20 protein-coding genes and 1 pseudogene are annotated in these 18728 nt (G+C 34.4%); 15 read left to right on the forward strand and 6 right to left on the reverse strand.

Features of this window, described 5'->3' with window-relative positions:
- Positions 1-209 precede the first annotated feature (209 nt).
- The 4 genes from M3225_RS17960 (at position 210) to M3225_RS17975 (ending at position 2811) form a co-directional block, all read left to right on the forward strand.
- Positions 210-779: a serine hydrolase domain-containing protein gene (locus M3225_RS17960; RefSeq protein WP_251395859.1), complete on the forward strand. Its 570-nt coding sequence runs from the start codon at positions 210-212 to the stop codon at positions 777-779.
- Positions 772-1170: a hypothetical protein gene (locus tag M3225_RS17965; protein ID WP_251395861.1), complete on the forward strand. Its 399-nt coding sequence runs from the start codon at positions 772-774 to the stop codon at positions 1168-1170. The genes M3225_RS17960 and M3225_RS17965 overlap by 8 nt, the downstream gene beginning before the upstream one ends.
- A gap of 336 nt (positions 1171-1506) precedes the next feature.
- Positions 1507-2325: a mechanosensitive ion channel family protein gene (locus tag M3225_RS17970; RefSeq protein ID WP_251395863.1), complete on the forward strand. Its 819-nt coding sequence runs from the start codon at positions 1507-1509 to the stop codon at positions 2323-2325.
- 234 nt (positions 2326-2559) lie between these two features.
- Positions 2560-2811 (forward strand): hypothetical protein, encoded by a 252-nt coding sequence (locus tag M3225_RS17975; protein ID WP_251395865.1) that lies wholly within the window; start codon positions 2560-2562, stop codon positions 2809-2811.
- Between the two features lie 130 nt (positions 2812-2941).
- On the opposite strand, the gene M3225_RS17980 is transcribed toward M3225_RS17975, so the two are convergent.
- The gene (locus M3225_RS17980) at positions 2942-3346 is read right to left on the reverse strand and encodes a MerR family transcriptional regulator (protein WP_251395867.1); all 405 of its coding nucleotides are present in this window, start codon (positions 3344-3346) and stop codon (positions 2942-2944) included.
- A 269-nt stretch (positions 3347-3615) separates the two neighbouring features.
- Here M3225_RS17980 and M3225_RS17985 point away from each other — a divergent pair, with 269 nt between their 5' ends.
- From M3225_RS17985 to M3225_RS17995, 3 genes are all read left to right on the forward strand, one after another.
- Positions 3616-3936: a carboxymuconolactone decarboxylase family protein gene (locus M3225_RS17985; RefSeq protein ID WP_251395869.1), complete on the forward strand. Its 321-nt coding sequence runs from the start codon at positions 3616-3618 to the stop codon at positions 3934-3936.
- 17 nt (positions 3937-3953) lie between these two features.
- On the forward strand, positions 3954-4349 hold the full coding sequence (locus M3225_RS17990) for a cupin domain-containing protein (RefSeq protein WP_251395871.1): 396 nt from the start codon (positions 3954-3956) through the stop codon (positions 4347-4349).
- Positions 4350-4533: 184 nt separating this feature from the next.
- Complete coding sequence (locus tag M3225_RS17995; RefSeq protein WP_251395873.1) at positions 4534-5241, forward strand: SDR family oxidoreductase; 708 nt, start codon at positions 4534-4536, stop codon at positions 5239-5241.
- A 188-nt stretch (positions 5242-5429) separates the two neighbouring features.
- On the opposite strand, the gene M3225_RS18000 is transcribed toward M3225_RS17995, so the two are convergent.
- The 3 genes from M3225_RS18000 to M3225_RS18010 all read right to left on the reverse strand — a co-directional run bounded on the left by M3225_RS18000 (position 5430) and on the right by M3225_RS18010 (position 8590).
- Complete coding sequence (locus M3225_RS18000; protein ID WP_251395875.1) at positions 5430-6599, reverse strand: MFS transporter; 1170 nt, start codon at positions 6597-6599, stop codon at positions 5430-5432.
- Positions 6600-6817: 218 nt separating this feature from the next.
- Entirely contained in the window at positions 6818-7564 is a 747-nt protein-coding gene (locus M3225_RS18005) for an SDR family oxidoreductase (protein ID WP_251395877.1), read from the reverse strand.
- 81 nt (positions 7565-7645) lie between these two features.
- Positions 7646-8590 (reverse strand): alpha/beta hydrolase, encoded by a 945-nt coding sequence (locus M3225_RS18010; RefSeq protein WP_445164676.1) that lies wholly within the window; start codon positions 8588-8590, stop codon positions 7646-7648.
- Positions 8591-9120: 530 nt separating this feature from the next.
- Between M3225_RS18010 and M3225_RS18015 the strand changes: the two genes are divergently transcribed.
- Both M3225_RS18015 and M3225_RS18020 read left to right on the forward strand, forming a co-directional pair.
- Entirely contained in the window at positions 9121-9666 is a 546-nt protein-coding gene (locus M3225_RS18015; RefSeq protein ID WP_129707637.1) for a TetR/AcrR family transcriptional regulator, read from the forward strand.
- 136 nt (positions 9667-9802) lie between these two features.
- Positions 9803-10280 (forward strand): annotated as a pseudogene (locus M3225_RS18020) (stress protein).
- Between the two features lie 323 nt (positions 10281-10603).
- On the opposite strand, the gene M3225_RS18025 reads toward M3225_RS18020, so the two are convergent.
- Together M3225_RS18025 and M3225_RS18030 are read right to left on the reverse strand one after the other, a co-directional pair.
- Entirely contained in the window at positions 10604-11533 is a 930-nt protein-coding gene (locus tag M3225_RS18025) for a DUF3298 and DUF4163 domain-containing protein (RefSeq protein ID WP_251395883.1), read from the reverse strand.
- Positions 11534-12136: 603 nt separating this feature from the next.
- Positions 12137-12511: a winged helix-turn-helix transcriptional regulator gene (locus M3225_RS18030; RefSeq protein WP_251395885.1), complete on the reverse strand. Its 375-nt coding sequence runs from the start codon at positions 12509-12511 to the stop codon at positions 12137-12139.
- 102 nt (positions 12512-12613) lie between these two features.
- Between M3225_RS18030 and M3225_RS18035 the strand changes: the two genes are divergently transcribed.
- The 6 genes from M3225_RS18035 (at position 12614) to M3225_RS18060 (ending at position 18554) form a co-directional block, all read left to right on the forward strand.
- On the forward strand, positions 12614-13273 hold the full coding sequence (locus M3225_RS18035) for an MBL fold metallo-hydrolase (protein ID WP_251395887.1): 660 nt from the start codon (positions 12614-12616) through the stop codon (positions 13271-13273).
- Positions 13274-13284: 11 nt separating this feature from the next.
- Positions 13285-14091: a carbon-nitrogen family hydrolase gene (locus M3225_RS18040; protein WP_251395889.1), complete on the forward strand. Its 807-nt coding sequence runs from the start codon at positions 13285-13287 to the stop codon at positions 14089-14091.
- Positions 14092-14702: 611 nt separating this feature from the next.
- On the forward strand, positions 14703-15251 hold the full coding sequence (locus M3225_RS18045; protein ID WP_251395891.1) for a dihydrofolate reductase family protein: 549 nt from the start codon (positions 14703-14705) through the stop codon (positions 15249-15251).
- Positions 15252-15447: 196 nt separating this feature from the next.
- Positions 15448-16197: a MerR family transcriptional regulator gene (locus M3225_RS18050; protein ID WP_251395893.1), complete on the forward strand. Its 750-nt coding sequence runs from the start codon at positions 15448-15450 to the stop codon at positions 16195-16197.
- 519 nt (positions 16198-16716) lie between these two features.
- Positions 16717-16938, forward strand: coding sequence for a hypothetical protein (locus M3225_RS18055; RefSeq protein ID WP_251395895.1), 222 nt, complete (start codon positions 16717-16719; stop codon positions 16936-16938).
- A 515-nt stretch (positions 16939-17453) separates the two neighbouring features.
- Positions 17454-18554: a GerAB/ArcD/ProY family transporter gene (locus tag M3225_RS18060; protein ID WP_251395897.1), complete on the forward strand. Its 1101-nt coding sequence runs from the start codon at positions 17454-17456 to the stop codon at positions 18552-18554.
- The last annotated feature ends 174 nt before the right edge of the window (positions 18555-18728 follow it).

Raw genomic sequence — 18728 nt, forward strand, 5'->3', positions numbered from 1 at the left:
AGAGAGAGACAGCCTTACTAGTAATGGATGAAGATAACAATGAATTACAGTTGAGAGTGATAAGGGAGCTTGAAAGTCGCAGAGTTCAAGCAATTAATAATATAAGAAAGAACATATAAAAATAAATACGATAAGCTAATCTATCTTAAAGCATATCGATCAATCCTTTTAACGATTTTCAAAATAAAGGATAAGGGAGAGTAATCATTATGTTTGAAATCAGCGATGAAACATTACGATTAATTAACAAGACCTGTAAAGGAAAAAAGCATTTGAAATTAACCGTTGGCTACTTAACGGACAATCAGTCTGTTATAAAAATTTATAATGAAAGCGGTGAAATTGATTCGTCAAAAAAATATCATTATGAAATTGGTTCTATTACGAAGACTTTTACTGTATCCTTGCTATCAAAATATGTATCTGAAAAAAAGTTGTCAATAAATGATCCCATCCAAAAATACATAGAAGAACTTAAAGAAAACACGTATTATCCTGCATTGCTCAGTCTTGCTACTCACTCTTCCGGATATTCAGCCAGCTTACCTTTAAATAAACGGGAATATTTTAAAATACTTTTAGGCTTGATTTTTGGCGGAAGTGATTTGGATAAGAATAATCCGTTGTATATGGATTTTAACAAAATGAAGATGCTAATCGAAAGAAATAAATTGAAAGAAGTAGATTATTCATGGAAATATTCCAATTTCGGAATCTCACTTATTGGATATGTGTTGGGAATTGTATCGGGCAGGGGGATATTGGGATACTATGAATGAGTTTTTTCATAATGAGCTTGGACTAAAGGATACTTGTTTAGGCACTTCAAATAATAATTTAAAGGGGTATAATCGCAAAAATAATGATTGCGGCAACTGGCAGTGGGATAAAGAGAACTTTATATCACCTGCGGGGGCAGTATGCTCAACGGCTGACGATTTACTTAAATACGCAAAAATAAATATGTACGAAGATAAACCATATTTATCTCTTTGTCATAAAAAACACGGAAATGGAACAAAGAAGTTTGATATGGGTCTTGGATGGTTGCTTTTAAAGAAAAGCAATCATGTGATGGTACATGGCGGTGGAACAAGTTGCTTCAGCTCATTTTTAGGGATTGATAAAAAAAGAAAGTTGCTTCCGTCGTTTTGGCTAATTATAGACTAGGGAGAAATGATGATGAAAATATAGGAATGTCTTTATTAGAAAGCCTATAAAAATCAAAAGAAATATAAGAATAGATGAGAATTAGTCGATAAAGTTATCAAGATGCCTTCTTAACTACAAAATAAGATGTATTTAATATTAAATTTAGTTACCATTATGCCTTCTATTAATTAATTGAAAGATTATCAATAATATAACCGGTCTTCAAGAAGCGTAGATAACGCTTCTTTTTTTAATAAAACCGTGCTATTATCATTAAGGTTTGTTAAGAACACAAGGTTTTTGTCTTTAAGTACATTCTTTTGGTATAGTGTAAAAAATAAGGAGTGGGTAAGGGTGTTTTTTACTGAATTGTTCCAGCAGTTTCCCGTAAAGCTTTTAACGGTAGCGCTGCTGATTATACTTATCGTTTATTTTATTCGCAAATTCATTAAGCTTTTCTTTGACAAAACAAGCTTCCTAGATGAAAAACGAGAAGAGACATTGATGCATTTTTCTAATCAAGTGACAAGAGTAGTAGGACTGGCTTTTTTCTTTATTTATGTGCTTAGCCATTTCTTTAACCTGGCAAAGCTTATAACGGGTTCAGTGGTGTTGGCCAGTGCCCTGGCAATAATCCTCCAGCATATCATCCGCGATTACATAATGGGACTGACTTACTTGTTTGAACGCCAGATCCATCACGGAGATTATGTTATTCTCAACGGAAACCGTCAAGGGAAAATAGAGGAAATTACTATGCGCTACTTAAAGATTCGTCAGTATGACGGATACCTCTATACAGTCTCATATAGCAACATTACGGAACTTCAGAACGGAACCCGAGGAAGACGCCGGGTAAATGAAAGTCTTATTCTCAACTATAGGCAAAATCCGGACGATGCCTTCAAAGTAATGGAGCAAGTAGCACAAACATGTAACGAGAAATATGGTCAATATCTGTTGAAAGATGTGAATGGAATTCCCATAGAAAGCTTTCAATTCAATCAAATTACTGAACTGAACGTAGATTTTAAAGGTCACCAATATTCATTATCAGGCCTTGTGAAGGAAGCTGATTTTGTAGAAGCGGGCCAAAAGGTGAGGTATGAACTCGCAATGGCTGCCTACAAAAATGACCTAATGATGGCTGAAAGCTTCGAGACAAGCCATTAAAAATAAAACTCGTACCTTGTTTATATACAAGCTTTTATATTTAAGATACAAACACCCTTTTAATTTTTTAAAAGGGTGTTTGTGTTTTTAAAGATCTCTATTAAATACTTCTCTGGTCCAAATTAATTATCTAACACAGAATCAACAGGACAAATTATTAGTACATATAAATTATTCTTCTAATAACATGGTAAAATTAAACAAAACACTAAAGAAGTTAGAAGGGGAGTAACTATGTCACAAAAAGCCAATTATACAAAAATAAACTCCGAAATGTGGAATGAATGGGCTTCAGCTGGAGGAGAATGGTCATTAGCTATTAATCATCAAGATTTTGTAGATGCAACTCAAGGTAATTTTGATATTTACTTAACACCTTGTAAGCCTGTTCCACATAACTGGTTTATTCCATTTAAAAAAACAAAAATATTAGGACTTGCTAGCGGAGGAGGACAGCAATGCTCAGTCTTTGCAGCTGATGAATAATTAGCATGGAATTTAAGATACACAACTTTGTTTATTCCTATACCAACTAAATAGATTAGAGAAATACATTTGAGAAAAGAGATTTCCAAATAAATATAAGACAATAGAAAAACCTTTCTATTGTCTTATGTCAGGAGTTTGATTCTTCATTTGGATAAAGAACAAAATCATATAATTCGCCTTTTAACCGATTGTGATAAAATTCAATTTTACGATTTAAAATATCTAGACTCTGTTGTAAAGTTTGTATCTCTTGTTGTACAAGGTGTTTGCGATTTTCAAGTAGATGTAATCTCTCTTGGATTGTTTTATCACCTATTGCACGCCATTTAGTATATTGTTTCAACTCTGTTATTAACATACCTGAATCTTTTAAATGGAGAAGAAACTTCGCCCATTCAATATCATCATCCGTATATCTTCGTAAATTATTCTCATCTCGTTTAGGTGTAAGCAAACCTTGCTTTTCATAATATCTGAGCGAACTTGCTGTTACACCAAGAATTTTTGCAAATTCTCCAATTGAATAAGCCATCGTATCCACCTTTTCTATATTTATTTATATCAATACTGCATGCTTAAAGTCAGTTATATGTAATTGTTTTCTCTTTAAAGTTTGTTTAGACAGGCTTGTTCTTTAGTATTGTCTCCTTATATCTATTAAATTTATCATTTAAAGTCGACTTCAAGTCAATGATGAATTCCCCCTCAAAACATCGATATTTTCTTGTTGACTTAAACCTAAGTTTAAGTCTTATACTACCTGTTGTAACGACCAAAATATAAAGAAAGGACGGGAGAAACATGCCAGAAAAACAAACCGCCGGACGAGAACTATTAGGGGAATTCGCTCCAAAGTTTGCTGAGCTTAATGATGATGTTTTGTTTGGTGAAATATGGTCACGAGAGAAAGAGTTATTTCCACGTGATCGAAGTATGATTACAGTTTCTGCACTAATTACTGGTGGGAACTTTGAGCAATTGACGCCGCATCTTCAAAAAGCAAAGGAAAATGGAATAACCAAAGATGAAATTGTAGAAATGATTACTCACCTTTCATTTTATGCAGGGTGGCCCAAAGCGTGGTCCGCTTTCAATATTGCTAAACAAATTTATAATGATTAAAAGAGGAGAGAATAAAGATGAAGCATGAAGAATTAAGTAATAGCACAATCTTTCCATTAGGACAAAAAGTGGAAGCGAATTTTATTGGAGATGCCTATTTAGAAATGGTATTTACAGATGAAAAACCACTCAATACCTCTATTGGGAATGTAACTTTTGCTCCAGGAGCTCGTAATAACTGGCACTCCCATAAAGTTGGTCAAGTATTGTTAGTGACAGGTGGTGAAGGCTGGTATCAAGAAGAAGGAAAATCAGCACAATTAATTAAAAAAGGTGATGTAGTAAACATTCCACCACATGTAAAACATTGGCATGGCGCAACAAAGGATAGCTGGTTTGTGCATTTAGCAATGACACCAGGAGAAACAGAATGGCTACAACCTGTCGATGATGAATGGTTTAATAAATTATAAGCATGACGTATATATGTTGTTTTAAGAAACTGATTCCGTGATTGCTCGCTTTTCCACTTTAAAACTCAATATCTTATTTCCAACTAAATAATTTTGCAAAAAAAGTAAAGAAACTAATTGTCTTTAAGCACCTTTAATTGCGTGCTAGTACTCACAAAATCCTATAAAATTTGGAGGGGTACAAATGTCAGATAAAAAACAAGTTGCACTCGTTACAGGAGGCAACCGAGGAATTGGATATGAGTTGGTCAAGCAATTAGCTTCGAGTGGATTTAAAGTCGTTCTGACTAGTCGAAGTTCAGAAACGGGTGATAAAGTTACGCAAGAACTTAGAAAGTTAAATATGGATGTTTCATTTGTCTTAATGGATGTAGATGACCCAAAAAGTATCGAGCAGGCAGCTACTAAAGTGGATGAGCAATACGGAAGAATAGACGTATTAATTAATAATGCTGGCGTGTACTTGGATGAACATAAACACTTGTTAGATATGGACCCCTCTGTCATAGAGAAAACAATGAAAACAAATTTCTTTGGTCCACTCTATGTTATGCGTTCTTTTATCCCGCTCATGGAAAAGAGAGGGTTTGGAAGAGTGATCAATATATCTTCAGAATATGGAGAAATGAGAGCGTTATCCAGTCAAGGAGTGGGCGCTTATAAATTATCTAAGTTTTCCTTAAATGGATTAACCCAATTGATAGCTGCAGAAGTGAAAGGAGATATTAAAATAAATGCTGCTGATCCGGGGTGGGTCAGTACAGATATGGGAGGACCCTCTGCTCCAAGAACGCCTGAAGAAACAGCTAAATCTATTTTATGGCTAGCAACAATCGGCCCTGAAGGACCTAACGGAAAGTTTTTCAGAGATAAAAAACAAATCGATTGGTAACAAACGTGATTAAGGATTAAAATTAATTTATACAGAGAAAAGCTGTATGTAAAACTAAATGGATTATTGCTTAAAAACCAAGCTCTTTCTAAAGAAAGGGCTTGGTTTTTAGATAGATGCTTTTATAATAAAGAATTACATTAGTTCCTTTTAACAATAAGGGATGTAGTAGAAAGTAATCAGATAGCTTATTTAGAGAGTTTTTGTACAGGTGCGAACCTGTAGACTCTTAAAAAAATAGTTATTAAGCTTAGTATTAACGATAGAATTCCTACTAATATAACGTATTGGGTACCTAATTGTGAAATAAACACCCCCCCTACAGCTGTACCAATTGTGGTTCCTATATTAGCAGATGTTACAAATAATCCATTAGCAAAATCCGGAGCTTCTGGGGCTGCGGATGTAATCCAATACTGATTAATGTTATTCCCGATACCAGCGAATATTCCCCAAACTAACGTAATGATAACCATGGGTATAGTAAATTGTCCCGTTAAGAAAAGAATAATATAAACGATTCCTAATAAGAATGGATAAGAAACAACAGACTTGATCACATCTTTTGTCAGTAATTTCCCTCCCACAATATTTCCTATAATATTTGCTACGCCAAATACAACTAATATTAAACTAATAATAGTAGGAGACAGCTCCGTAACCGTTTGTAGATACTCGACAAGGTAACTATATACGCCAAATATGGCTGAATTGATTAAAACAACAGTTCCTATAGAAAGCCACGTGATTTTTTTGCGTAATACACTCACTTGTGCACCGTAAGAAAGATTTTCTTTAACAGGCATGGAAGGGAAATATAGTAGTGTAGCCATGAATGTTAAAGCATTCACAATAGCGAAAAACAACATAGCTGTTTGAAGCGAAACGCTACTGGCTAAAAAACTTGCGATTGGCACACCCAGCACCATACCAGCAGAGACGCCCATAAGTACCTTAGCAACAGCTTTTGGAGCTTCTTCCTTTTTAACCGTGTTAGCAGCTATAGTAAACGCTGCTGAAAAATAAATAGGGTGAAAGATGGCTGGAATTATACGAGCAATTAGTGCAACAGTAAAGTTTGTTGCAAACAAAGAAACAATGTTGCCTATAAGAAAAATACCGAGTACAAGTAGCATAACCTTCTTTCGATTTATCTTTGAAAACAGTAGCGGCATCGTTGGCCCGCACAGTGCAACAGTAAGTGCAAAGGCGCTCACTAGCCATCCAGCCTTAGAAATACTGATATGAAAGTGTTCAGCAATGGCAGGTAATATTCCGATTACTCCCATCTCGGTATTAATGATTCCAAAAACTCCTACGGTCAATATTAAGATAAGCAATTTATTTCGTTTAACCAAAAGAAAACTCCTCTCATTATCTATGTGTAATATAGTATCAGTGTTGGTACATATTTTTTTTCAAACGTGACATCTTATCAAAGTGTGAATCTATTCAGCGTTAACCTCTAGATAGAGGAAATAAGAATTTATAGCATTAAGAAGCTGTAAAAAGAAAGAGTCCAATTTCTCAGCCTTAAGATTGAGAAATTGAACTTTTTTATGGTGCTTTTTAATTATTACCAAGGTTGACTTGTCGGTCCAATTGTGAACTCATTGACGTTCGTATCTTCCGGCTGATCAATCGCAAATGCAACAACATTGGCAACACGATCTGGTGAAATACCATATTGTTCGTACAACGCAGTCATACCTTCAGAGCTATTTTTATCCGTAATCGTATCCAACAATTCTGTGTTGATTGCGGCTGGATAAATCGTTGCTGTGCGGATATTCGTACCTTCTTGGGCAGATTCCATACGCAAAACTTCCATTAAATCACGAACAGCCCACTTTGTTGCGCCATAAACCGCACCGCCTGGGTAAGCTTTAAGCCCAGCTACTGAAGAAGTAGTGATGATATGTCCAGACTTTTGCGATGTAAATGTTGGCAATACTGCGGCGATACCATTCAATACACCTTTAATATTAATGTCAACCATGCTGTTCCACTCGTCAGTTTTTAACTCAGAAAGTGGTGAATTAGGCATTATTCCAGCGTTTAAGAAGATTACATCGACACCACCAAAAGTGTCTTTAGCTAGTTGAACAAGCTGCTGAATATCATCCGGATTAACAACATCTGTGACGCGATACGCCACTTGACCACCATTCGATTTGATTTCTTCAGCTAATTTTACTAAACGCTCTTCACGTCTTGCACCAAGTACAACTTTTGCACCTTTCTCAGCTAACAGCTTAGCTGTGGCTTCACCAATACCTGAACTTGCGCCTGTAATTACAACTACTTTGTTTTCAATTGTCATTTCGTTTTTCATCCTTTCAAACATTAAAAATGTGGTTTTAGTATATCCATTCTGAGTAAATCCTCCGCTTTGAAGTAATCATTACTTCAAATTCTCGGTAAAGAATGTCTCCAACTTATCGAATGGAATAAGGTTCGTTTTATCGTATAAATCAACGTGTCCTGCATTTGGAACAACGTGTAATTCTTTAGGTTCTGCTGCCATTTCATACGCATCTTCACTAAAATAGCGTGAGTGAGCCTGCTCCCCCATAATGAATAAAATCGGCCTTGGCGAAATCGATTTAATATACGTCATAAGAGGGAAGTTCATAAATGACATGCTGCTTGTCATAGTAAATTGCGTAATTGAATTTGGATGATATCCGCGAGGTGTAGAATAGAACTCACCAAACTCACGGCCAATAGGATCTGTATTGTCGTCGAATCCAATTGGTGCTCCTCTTGGAGTCAGCACTGGTTGGCCGCCTTCAAACTCCGCATAACGTTGTTCAGCAATTGCATCAAGCATCTCGTTACGCTCTTTTTCAGTTAATGTATCGTTGAAACCTTGAGATTGCGCACGAGAGATATCGTACATGCTGACCGTAGCTACGGCCTTGATTCTTCTGTCAACCTGCGCTGCACTAATTGCGAAACCGCCACTTCCACACATACCGATAGCACCAATTTGATTTCTATCTACAAATGGACGTGTACCTACATAATCAACGGCTGCACTAAAATCTTCTACGAACAAATCCGGTGAAGAAAGGTGTCTGGGCTCTCCACCACTATATCCGTTGTACGATGGATCAAATGTTAGAGCGACAAATCCACGCTCTGCCATGTTTTGAGCATAAATACCAGCACCTTGCTCTTTAACGCCACCATAAGGTGAACCGATAATAACGGCTGCATGCTTCTTTGAATCATCAAAGTCTTTTGGTAAGTAAAGATCTGCTGCAATGTTAATTCCAAATCTGTTCGTGTATGAAACAGACTTTCTGATTACTTTCTCGCTTAGTTCAAAAATATAGTTACCTATCGATGCCATGTTTTACAACCCTCTTCCTTTATTTTTTTACTTCATCTAGAATAAACACCTTTGTTCATACCATCTGTCTATGAGGTTGTTTATTCAGCTACTCTCGTCTTTACCTATACGGGTTATGGTATATAATATGTGTGTACTAAGTTTACAATCTGCTTAAAGCTTAATCTTTCAAGAAGGTATGAATAACAGGTCTCATCCCAAAATAAATAGTATATTCAGTTGATAAAAGGTGACTAGTAGTGCACTTTCAGCTGTAGCCCCATAAACGTATTAATGAATCGGAAAAACCTTTAAAATAATTTGCTGGTTGAGCCGAAGGAAACACTTTTCGTCTTCTATGCAACTTTTCTAGTCACTAAACAAGAATTACAATTGATGCTTTAACAACATCTGTCTATAATTTATAATACAAATGTACGCAAAACAAGGGATAAAAATCGTTGATTTCATTGGATTTGTTGCTTAGACAACAAATTAATAAAAATTGTCGACTATCTTGAGAAAGAAAGGAGATTCATAACATGGTGAAAGTAGATAGAAGAATAGCTAGAACCCAAGAAGCGATTAAAAAAGCTTTTCTTGAGTTAATGTCAGAAAAAAATTTCGATGGTATTACAATTCAAGACATTGCTGACCGAGCAAATATCAATCGTGCAACTGTTTATCTTCATTATTTAGATAAATTCGACCTGTTGGATAAGGTTATGGAAGAGCATATTACAAACATGAGTGATTTTTGTGAATCAGAAGCTGAAATGGATTGGATTGAATCGACTGTACACTGCATGGAATATCTTGAAAGCAACTATTTGTTTTTTTCAACGATGTTAGCAAGTGAAGGAGCTCGGTATTTCCGCAGTCGGTTTGTTCAACACAATATCGAAGAGTTTAAAAAAGATGTTGATATAACAAAAGGAAAAAACTTGGGTCAAAATGAAGAGATAGTGGTTGAATTTGTTGCCAATGCTTACGTTGGCGTAGTGGAGTGGTGGCTCAAAAATGAGATGCCATATTCACCGAGGGAAATGGCAGAAAAAGTAGGGGAGCTTTTAGAAAGAAACTTATAAGCCTAGGTTTGGTTGAACAAAAGCTTCAAAAGAATAAAATTATCCACCTCCTATTCTTAATTATAGTATCTTTTTGTTTTAATTTGGTAAAAAAGTTAATTGTTATAATAATAACCTAAAAATAGGAGGAGATAAAATGAGAAAAGCGAAACAAGCTGTTGTAGCTTCTGCCGTAGGTTTAGCTGTGCTAGCGACGCCATTAGCTCTACCGAATTTAGGAGGTTCTGCAGGCTCCGCAGAAGCTGCAGAAGTTGGAGGAGACGTAACAGCTGATCCCGTAGCCATAGGACAAGCAATGGTAGATGCGGCTAAAACAGCCGACAATCAAAGTAGGTTCGTCAAGGGAGCAATGGAAAAAGCATTTTTTGAATCAGGTCAACAATATAATGTAATGGTCATGAATTTGAGTCAAAGTTATAATTCAGATCAATTACAAGGTGTTCAATATTTTGATACCGTAGATTACGATGGTATTACGTATGGTGTCTGGGTATTTGAAGAAGGAACATTTATTAATGAAGGCAGGCGATCGAGGATATGATAATTGGGCGATGAGAGGTTGGTTTGAACGCACAGGAGATGACGAGAAAACAGTCAATTTTCATAGACCTTAATTAAAAATAGAGATGAAGATAACACGAGATTTCCATCAGGGAAGAGCATAGAAAGAGCCTTTACCGTCAAGGTAAGGGTTTTTCTCATTGAATAAGTTTGCGTTTTGGAGTTAGTATAGATTCATGGACACCACTTAATTAAGTTCTTATATTATAAAAAAACAAGCCGTCATTAAAAAGAAGTTTAAGAACTATCAACGTAGCTCTCAAACTTCTCTTCTCCAATGTTCTCGGATGGTTAAAACAGATAGTAGTTTTGTATAGATATTTTCCTTTTCAACATTCACTTATGCCTGAATAATAAGATTTAAATAATATTTGTGTTACTTAAAAACAGAATATGGAACTTTGAAGAAACTAATACCGTTAGCGTAAGGTCCGTATTCATATTCACCAAATATAATCACAATGCCACCGTCCATATAATAAAATTGATCTTGAGTTAAGTTCACAGATTTGAAATCATCAACCCAGAATTGCGCCCCTTTTTTATTACGAGCAATCATTTGTTCACGAATATATTTATTTACTTTGCCTAATTGCTTTTGATCTGTAATGACATCTTTCAAACTAAGTTGCTTAGCCTTTAATAAATTATAATTGTAAGTATTGATCCAAGTCATACCATGTGCACCGCCAGAGTACTTATCATTGGTAACAGAAATACTTAAAATATTATCTTGATTGTAAGGTACAGAGTATTTCATATTTTGAAAATAAGGACCTGTGGCCCAACCGTTTTCACGGTCCTTCTTCTCCTGTTCTTTTAATTCTTTATTTGCTTGCTGAGTTTCTTTAGCGATGTTTAAGAATTTTCTATTGAAACTAGCCTCAAATGGTTTATTAAACAGACCAGATGCTTCTGGATAGCTAATATTACTTGCTAATGATTTTTTTGTGACGGTTATTCCCAACGCTTGAATTTTGTCACTAGGTGCTCTCTCATACTTGATGCTAGATGATTTTTGAGCATATAAACCTTTGGATACACCATAAATCCCACCGTATTTTCCAGAGTAAGAATAAACACGATATATTTGACCTTTTGAGACTTTTTTAGCTGCTGCTAATTTATTGTTTTTAATGTTATACAAACTAGTATCCTTTAACATTGTAACGCGCCCTATTTGGCCTTTGACTAGTTCTTGATCTCCCCACATTACTTTAGCTTCTGCCTTTGAATATGGAACAAGAGGTGAGAATAATACAGCAAAAAGTAAAATGGCGGCTATAACTTTTTTAAAACCTTTCATAAATGAACCTCCTGAAATGTTGTTGTGGTTTTTTTGATTTTCTCCAAAAAACAATAGAAATATATCACAAATCAACAGGAAATAATGATTATTTATATTTTGATATGATGGTCAAAAAAGTAACAAGTGTTAATAACCATGTGTAAAATCCGGATGTAATAACTGATTTTGTAGTTGAACGTTATAGCTAGTTAACCTAATTCCCCTATACCACCAATATAATAAATATTCAGAGTATAATAAAATGCTAAAATGACCAAATTTCATTTTAGTTAAAAATGAGTGTTTTTAACATTAAATGCAAATTAATCGCGAAACACCTAGTAGTTAATTAATGTTTATAACCGTTTTTTATTCCTAATAGAATAGTTTAAGTCTTTAGTCAAAAATTCATGTCGCGCCACGTAGAAATTAGAGAGAAAGCAGATGTAATAGGTGGATACAGTGTAACTTATATGATTTTCTCAAATCTTAGTAGGGTAAAAAAAGACTTGCTTTAGATGAAAAGCAAGTTAAAAGAAAGATAACCACGTTGGAAATTCCATTATAATTCAGATGGTGTGACGAAGTATAAAAATATAGTTAAGGAGTTTCTTTAAAGCGTTAAGATTTTTTTAATCCTTCTTCCTGCTGACTTATATAAGTATTGCCCCATTTCTCTAAAGATTTTAGTATTGGAACAAAGCTTTCTCCAAGATCTGTTAAATAATATAAAACCCTTTTAGGGTTATCGTTTGTTTCTTCTCTTTCAATCAATCCGTTTTTTTCCATATCCCTAAGCTGCAGTGTAAGGATGCGCTGGGTAATACCCGGTATTTCACGGCGCATTGCATTATAATACATGGGTGATTTTGATAACAAAGATAAAATAATACCTTTCCATTTACCACCCATAATATGCATCGTTAACTCAATTGGACAAGCATGCTTTACAGGTAACGTACAAGGACCGTATTGATCACTTTTAAAGTCTGACATTTTCTCACCTCAATGGCTAGTAACAAAATTGTGCCTTCTTGTTACATCTATTTTTTCTTACTAAACTTATATTATCAAATAAAACAAAAGAAGGTGCATCAATTGGAGCTTGTCCAAATTTCTAGACATATTTACAGACTTACTTACAAAACCGTTGTGGGAATTCCAGTCAAAATCAATACATGGTACGTGCTAGATGGTGAGAATGTTTATATCATTGATACCGGAATGGAAGACTATGCACATACTCAGTTAAATATAGCAAAATCTTTAGGTATCCCCAAAAGTATCTTATTGACACATGGCCATTTAGATCACATTAATGGCGCCAAGTATTTAAGAGATAATTTAAATATTCCTATTTACGCGCACGAAATTGAAACTCCGTTTATCAATGGTGAAAAGCCCTATCCAAACAAGGCAGAAAAGGAAACAACAGGCGTGGAACATCAAGTTGAAAGTTTAAGTGACAACATCATTAAAACGTTGCCTGTAGATGTATATTTAACACCCGGTCATACACCAGGACATGTGATATACCACCATAAAGATGACAATGTGTTGCTAACTGGAGACTTATTCTTTTCTAATGCTGAATCCTTACATCCACCGATTCGAAAGTTCACAGTGGATATGGGTGAAAATATTAATAGCGGGCGAATTATAGAAGAAATTAAACCTTCTATTATTTCTTCATCACATGGTGAAGATGTCAAATACAACTGTGATTTATATCGTATTTATAAATTTATATATGAATAAGAGGGAGAAAAATGAAAATACAATTATTTCAAATGGAGATTATAGAAGGAGAAGTTAAGCAAAACGAAAAACGTATTGAGTCCTTATTTGAAGAAAAGCTGGATATAGATACTGAGATTGTTGTGATACCTGAAATGTGGAATACTGGTTATGATTTGAAAAATGTAGCAGAAAAAGCAGATATTGATTTAAAGAGAACTTTTCCTTTTATTCAAAGTTTAGCAACCAAACATCATGTGAATATCATTGCAGGTTCAGTTTCAAATAAAAGGAATGACAACATCTATAATACAGCCTTTGCGGTATCAAAAACGGGTGAGCTGCTCTATCAAAAAGATAAGATACATCTCGTGCCGATGTTAGATGAACATCATTATTTAACAGGTGGAGATGAAGTTCCAAATGTATTTGAGATTAACGATATCAAAGCCAGTCAAATCATATGCTACGATTTACGTTTTCCAGAAATCACACGCTATCCAGCTTCTCAAGGTGCAAAAGTCATATTCTACGTTGCACAATGGACTACCAGAAATATAAACCATTGGAGAACACTATTGAGGGCGAGAGCTATAGAAAATTGTGTCTATGTCATTGCATGTAACAGCGTAGGAAAAGTGACTAATAAAAATCATGTCGGAAACACATACGCAGGGAATTCAATGGTCATTGATCCAAATGGAAACATTGTAGAAGAGGGGAAAGACCAAGAAGAGATTATAACCGCAGAAATCCATATACAGAAAGTTACAAAACAACAAAAATACATCCCAATATTTGAAAACCTTAGACCGGATGTTTATAAGCATGCAGAATAGAAATTTGTATATCATATCCAGCCTAAAAACAGAAAAAATGGGTTGCAAATGCCCAAGGTCAGAAGGCATTCTAATTGTATTTTGTTCCAAAATGTACTAACAGCAAATAAAAAGTAAATACATGAAAAAAGAAAGCAATCTCATTCACAGGTATTGAAGTGAGGTTGCTTTCTGATCTATTAACAGATTAATCCGTTAATAGATCATCATCTCAATTTTGAGTATTATCAGAATATCTTATGAAAGTTTACTAAAAAAAGAGGTAATTTCACCTGAAAATACTATATTTTTAAAATTAACATATGTATAAAAGGTGCACTTCTTATACATTAGTTTCTCATCCACCTACTGAGAAAACGTTGATCAATCAACAATGTATAAAAAGCTGCATACTCCGGAAAAAGGGCCCTTGGCAGAACCGTCCTCAAGGGTTCTTTTTTATGATATTTTCTGGAAGAGTGATTATGTTAACTTGCTTTGTATGAAATATACATAAATACATTTTGTCTAAACTAGTAAGAAGGTAAATCCTTTTGTCTGAAGAATTAGTAATTGCTTACGAACCTTTATTAGATATATAAAGGTTTCAATATAAGCTAAAGCAGGACAAAATGAGAAAAATAATTGTATCAATGTATCTGTCACTAGATGGTGTTATCGAGGAACCAGCATGGACCATGCCGTATTTCAATGAAGAAGTGGCGAAGTTTCAATCTGATCTACTATTTGAAAGTGAAGCTCTTTTGTTAGGACGAGTAACCTATCAAGGTTTTGCAGCCACCTGGCCTTCCATGGCTGATGAAGATGATTTTGCTGACAAGATGAATAGCATGCCAAAGTTTGTTGCTTCAACAACTTTGGAGGAGGTTGAGTGGAATGCAAGCTTAATTAAAGGTAATATTACAGAAGAAGTATCTAAATTGAAGCAAGAGCCTGGTCAGAACCTCTTAATTTATGGTAGTAGTGATCTTATAAACACGTTGATGCAACATGACCTCATTGATGAATATCATTTCATGGTTCATCCTATTGTCCTAGGGAACGGAAAGCGTCTCTTTAAAGATCGACATGATACAAAAAGTTTTAAACTTTTAAAAACAACAACGACCAGTTCGGGCGTCGTTATTCTTTCCTACCAACTGGAGAAAAAAGAACAATAAATTATAAAAAAGCTCATCAATACACGTCCTGATGAGCTTTTTTATAATTTATTTACTACCTATAAGCTGTATTATGTTAACTCTTTTCATAATTCGAGAAAAGTTTTCTCTTAAAAAATTTTCATCTAAATTATAGAATTAGTTATTGACTCTTACCTTAGAGTAGCCTTTAGACTGACAGACGAGGTGGATAAGTGTGTTATATACAGTAAAACAAATATCAGAATTAACAAATGTGACGATAAAAACCCTATATCATTACCATAAAATTGGTCTTTTATTGCTTTGCAAAATAAGTGAGGCAGGTTATCGTCTCTATGGAACAAAAGAGCTGGAGCGTTTACAACAAATCTTATTTTATCGAGAGTTGGACTTTCCCCTCAAAAAAATACAGCAACTATTGAATGGTGAGCCAGAACGATTATCTATATTGTCTGATCAAAGAAAATTACTTCTTGCACGAATGGAAAGAATAAAGCGTTTAGTTCAGACACTAGATGAATCGATTCACTTCACCATGAAAGGAGAAATTATGGATAAATCAGAAATGTTTAAAGGATTTGAGAGTGAAAAAGAGTGGGTGGAAGCAATGAAGGATCAAAATGAATATCTAAAAGAGAATTATGACTATGATTTACTTAAAGAAAATCAAATTGATGTTCAGTCAATGAATGAGCAAGCTTTAGAGGCAAAACACTTTATGGATAGTATAGCTAATTCGCTTAAGGAAGGATTAAAGTTGAATGATGAGAAGGTACAAGATTTAATCAAACAGCATATTGATTTCTTAAATAATCAGGGACCTAATACCAGAGCAGCAGATTTTGCAATACAAGCACGCTTCTTTTTAAATGATGATTTTCATAGAAATATGCTTGAGTCTCAACAAACTGGACTTTCTTATTATCTTTGCATTGCAGCCGAGACGTTTGCTGCTCTTAAGTAGAGAAGTTCAAATATAGAGTAACAAAATAAGTCAATCTTTCTGGATTGACTTATTTTGTGTTTAGAATACGTTTTATATTAAGTAAATAGTGAAGTATTTCGTTAAAATAATTAGTTTTATCATTTACTCTTTGTGACGACAAAAGATAATAAGTTTTTCTACAAGATAAATAATAATTAAACTATTTTTTATTAAATGGTTTTAATAATTATTTTTATAAATGATATAACAATATACAATATCTATATTTTAAAACTAAAAGATATTAAGGACTCATTTAACAATTTATTTTAACGTTATCTAACGTTTATTATTTTTACTTTAATGTTCGTTTTGATAAAGATGTGTACCTTAAGATAATCAAGTAGAAATTATCTTTAACTCTTTTACTCAGTACTTCCGTTATAATTTAACTTTCTAAATAATTAAGACGAGTTAATCGAAAAAGGTTAAATTATCCATATTTATCTTATATACTAAAAATTAATCAATACACAATAAGAAGGAGGAAGAAATCCTATGATAAGTATAAAAAAAGTTGCTTGTATTCATTATGGGATAAGAATGGACGTTTTTAAACCAGAGGAAATAATCAGCTCCAATCATATGCAGTCCAGGGGATACCTCACTTGTCCTTATTGTGGCGATATCGAAATCGGCCATGAATGCCAAGAAGGAAAATCAAGGTTTGTGGTTGCTGCTAATAGAGATCATACATATGATTGCCTTTATAAAAAATAATAAAAATTTGGTCGTTTCAAAAGTGTTGATTGCTTTTAGAACGACTTTTTTTGTACCAGAACCTTAGTAACTATATGGAGAGTACTGATTTGATCAGTGTTTTCTATATTAATTTTCACAAGAATAAATACATTCTCTCTATGTTACATTATAGCGATGGATGACATCTCACTTTTAATTATAGAATTTACGCTACTAATTATACTAGGTTTGTGTAACCAGTTTTTTGCATATCCTATATCTAGCTAACATGATCGATTTTAAAACAAGGAAAGCTAGTGGGCTGTCTGGATGAAAGAGCAGTAAGAGGAATGTTTTGGATTCTTTGCAGCCAACCAACAATCTAGATCTAGACCAAATAAAACAGAAGGAAAAAATTAAAATTGAAGTGGAGCGATTTGTACTTTCTAGAATTAAGTGCGGATATTATCGCGGGACTTATGTCCTTCATACTGATTTACGGAACAAGTCGCTTCTTTTCAGTGCAAAGGTGATGAAAAGGAGGTCTCAGTTGAATGGAAAAAGCCAAAATTAGTACCAGTCAGTTGTTTATCTTAATGGTCCTGTTTGAACTGGGTAGTGCTTTGCTGATACCTCTTGCGATGAAAGCAAAACAGGATGCATGGCTGGCAATTTTGCTTGGAATGATATGTAGTTTCTTTCTATTTTTAGTCTATCATAAACTTTATTCCTATTATCCGAACCTCTTACCTACAGAGTACATGCAAAAAATCATGGGGAAAGTGATAGGCAAGACAATTGCCTTTCTTTATATCCTGTACTTTGCGAATAGTGCAGCAAGGGTTCTACGTGATTTTGGGGAGATGTTGTTAACGTTCTCCTATCCAGACACTCCTTTATTTATCGCGAATGCTTTATTGATGCTTGTCATTATTTATACCGTTCGGAAAGGAATTGAGGTGGTAGCAAGATCAGGGGAACTACTTTTTATTTTCATGTATGTACTTGCCGTTACTGGATTTATTCTAATTGTGTGTTCTGGTTTAATCAATTTTACAAACTTACAACCGGTACTTGAGGAAGGAATATGGCCAGTTCTAAAGGTTGTATTCACTCAAACTTTGTACTTTCCATTTGGAGAAACCGTCTTATTCTTGATGATCTTTCCATATTTGAATAACTCTAAAAAAGCAAAAATTACTGGATTTTGCGCAATCGGATTAAGTGGGATTAACTTAACTATTACAATGATTATTAATGCGAGTGTACTTGGAGTAGATCTTACTTCACGTTCACAGTTTCCTCTTCTCAGTACTGTACAAAGCATTCAGGTAGCTGATTTTTTAGAACGTCTTGATGTGTTTTTTATGATAGCGTCAATTATCGGTGTGTTCTTTAAAATATGCTTATATTTCCATGCTGTTGTAATTAGCACGGCGAGCTTATTTAAAATTCATTCACCTTCACGTCTGGCTTATCCTTTGGGACTTATCATTATATTTTATTCCATCACGATTGCCAGCAATTTTCAAGAATTCCTTTACGAGGGAACCAAGATAGTACCTCTTGTTTTCTTTCTTCCTTTTCAAGTAATAATCCCTCTTCTTCTTCTCGCCGTAGCATTCTTAAAAAATAGGAAGAAACAGAGAGGATAGCAGGGTTGTTGGTTTTAGTCCAACAATCATCCACCTAGAAACATAGAGATCCAGTCTCCTTTAAGCAGCTAGCTTATGAAGCCACTTTAAACGGTCTATGGATGAATATTCTATACATTTTCAGTTAACATAATGTCTCTTCCATAACCCTACACTAAAAAGAACCATTGTGTC

It is taken from the genome of Priestia aryabhattai, from assembly GCF_023715685.1.
In the GTDB taxonomy this organism is placed as follows: domain Bacteria; phylum Bacillota; class Bacilli; order Bacillales; family Bacillaceae_H; genus Priestia; species Priestia aryabhattai_B.

Bases quoted from the DNA above. Each gene is read 5' to 3' on its own strand.
- M3225_RS17960 (WP_251395859.1), top strand. From the start codon at position 210: ATGTTTGAAATCAGCGATGAAACATTACGATTAATTAACAAGACCTGT.
- M3225_RS17965 (WP_251395861.1), top strand. From the start codon at position 772: ATGAATGAGTTTTTTCATAATGAGCTTGGACTAAAGGATACTTGTTTA.
- M3225_RS17975 (WP_251395865.1), top strand. From the start codon at position 2,560: ATGTCACAAAAAGCCAATTATACAAAAATAAACTCCGAAATGTGGAAT.
- M3225_RS17980 (WP_251395867.1), bottom strand. From the start codon at position 3,346: ATGGCTTATTCAATTGGAGAATTTGCAAAAATTCTTGGTGTAACAGCA.
- M3225_RS17985 (WP_251395869.1), top strand. From the start codon at position 3,616: ATGCCAGAAAAACAAACCGCCGGACGAGAACTATTAGGGGAATTCGCT.
- M3225_RS17990 (WP_251395871.1), top strand. From the start codon at position 3,954: ATGAAGCATGAAGAATTAAGTAATAGCACAATCTTTCCATTAGGACAA.
- M3225_RS17995 (WP_251395873.1), top strand. From the start codon at position 4,534: ATGTCAGATAAAAAACAAGTTGCACTCGTTACAGGAGGCAACCGAGGA.
- M3225_RS18005 (WP_251395877.1), bottom strand. From the start codon at position 7,564: ATGACAATTGAAAACAAAGTAGTTGTAATTACAGGCGCAAGTTCAGGT.
- M3225_RS18015 (WP_129707637.1), top strand. From the start codon at position 9,121: ATGGTGAAAGTAGATAGAAGAATAGCTAGAACCCAAGAAGCGATTAAA.
- M3225_RS18025 (WP_251395883.1), bottom strand. From the start codon at position 11,533: ATGAAAGGTTTTAAAAAAGTTATAGCCGCCATTTTACTTTTTGCTGTA.
- M3225_RS18030 (WP_251395885.1), bottom strand. From the start codon at position 12,511: ATGTCAGACTTTAAAAGTGATCAATACGGTCCTTGTACGTTACCTGTA.
- M3225_RS18040 (WP_251395889.1), top strand. From the start codon at position 13,285: ATGAAAATACAATTATTTCAAATGGAGATTATAGAAGGAGAAGTTAAG.
- M3225_RS18045 (WP_251395891.1), top strand. From the start codon at position 14,703: ATGAGAAAAATAATTGTATCAATGTATCTGTCACTAGATGGTGTTATC.
- M3225_RS18055 (WP_251395895.1), top strand. From the start codon at position 16,717: ATGATAAGTATAAAAAAAGTTGCTTGTATTCATTATGGGATAAGAATG.
- M3225_RS18060 (WP_251395897.1), top strand. From the start codon at position 17,454: ATGGAAAAAGCCAAAATTAGTACCAGTCAGTTGTTTATCTTAATGGTC.